This window comes from Vibrio sp. 10N.222.49.C9, from assembly GCF_041474985.1.
Taxonomy (GTDB): domain Bacteria; phylum Pseudomonadota; class Gammaproteobacteria; order Enterobacterales; family Vibrionaceae; genus Vibrio; species Vibrio crassostreae_C.
In genome coordinates this window covers 1-366 of the sequence record NZ_JBFRVD010000562.1, presented here as the reverse complement: position 1 = coordinate 366, position 366 = coordinate 1, and the positions used below count along the sequence as shown (strand labels likewise).

At 39.1% G+C, this 366-nt stretch carries 1 pseudogene; it reads left to right on the top strand.

Going from position 1 to position 366, the window contains the following annotated elements:
- Positions 1–180 precede the first annotated feature (180 nt).
- Positions 181–366 (top strand): annotated as a pseudogene (locus AB4585_RS24475) (DNA-binding response regulator); the annotation flags it as partial.

The window sequence follows — 366 nt, the reverse complement described above, 5'->3', positions numbered from 1 at the left end:
AAGAAACGTGCCAGTTAGTAGTAAGTTTGATGAATCATGTAATGGAATCTTCATCTAACTCTCAACCTTTCTTCTTTCTGTTGGAGGTGGTTTAAACTATATTTACTGTACAAATAATAACCAGAATCGCGAGGCTGTGGCATCTTCAAGTTGTAGTGTGAGCCACGAATAACTCTAATCATGAACACTCGAACTTTGTTGATCCTTGCGGAGAAAAATCTGCAAACTAGTCTTCTAGAAAAGCAGCTTTCTACAAATCCAAACCTTCATGTGCATACGTGCCTGCCTGAAGAAGCGATTACTAACAGTCAAACTCTTGTAACTGACTTAGTTTTGATAGAGCACAGTTACTTGCGTGCTATCGAC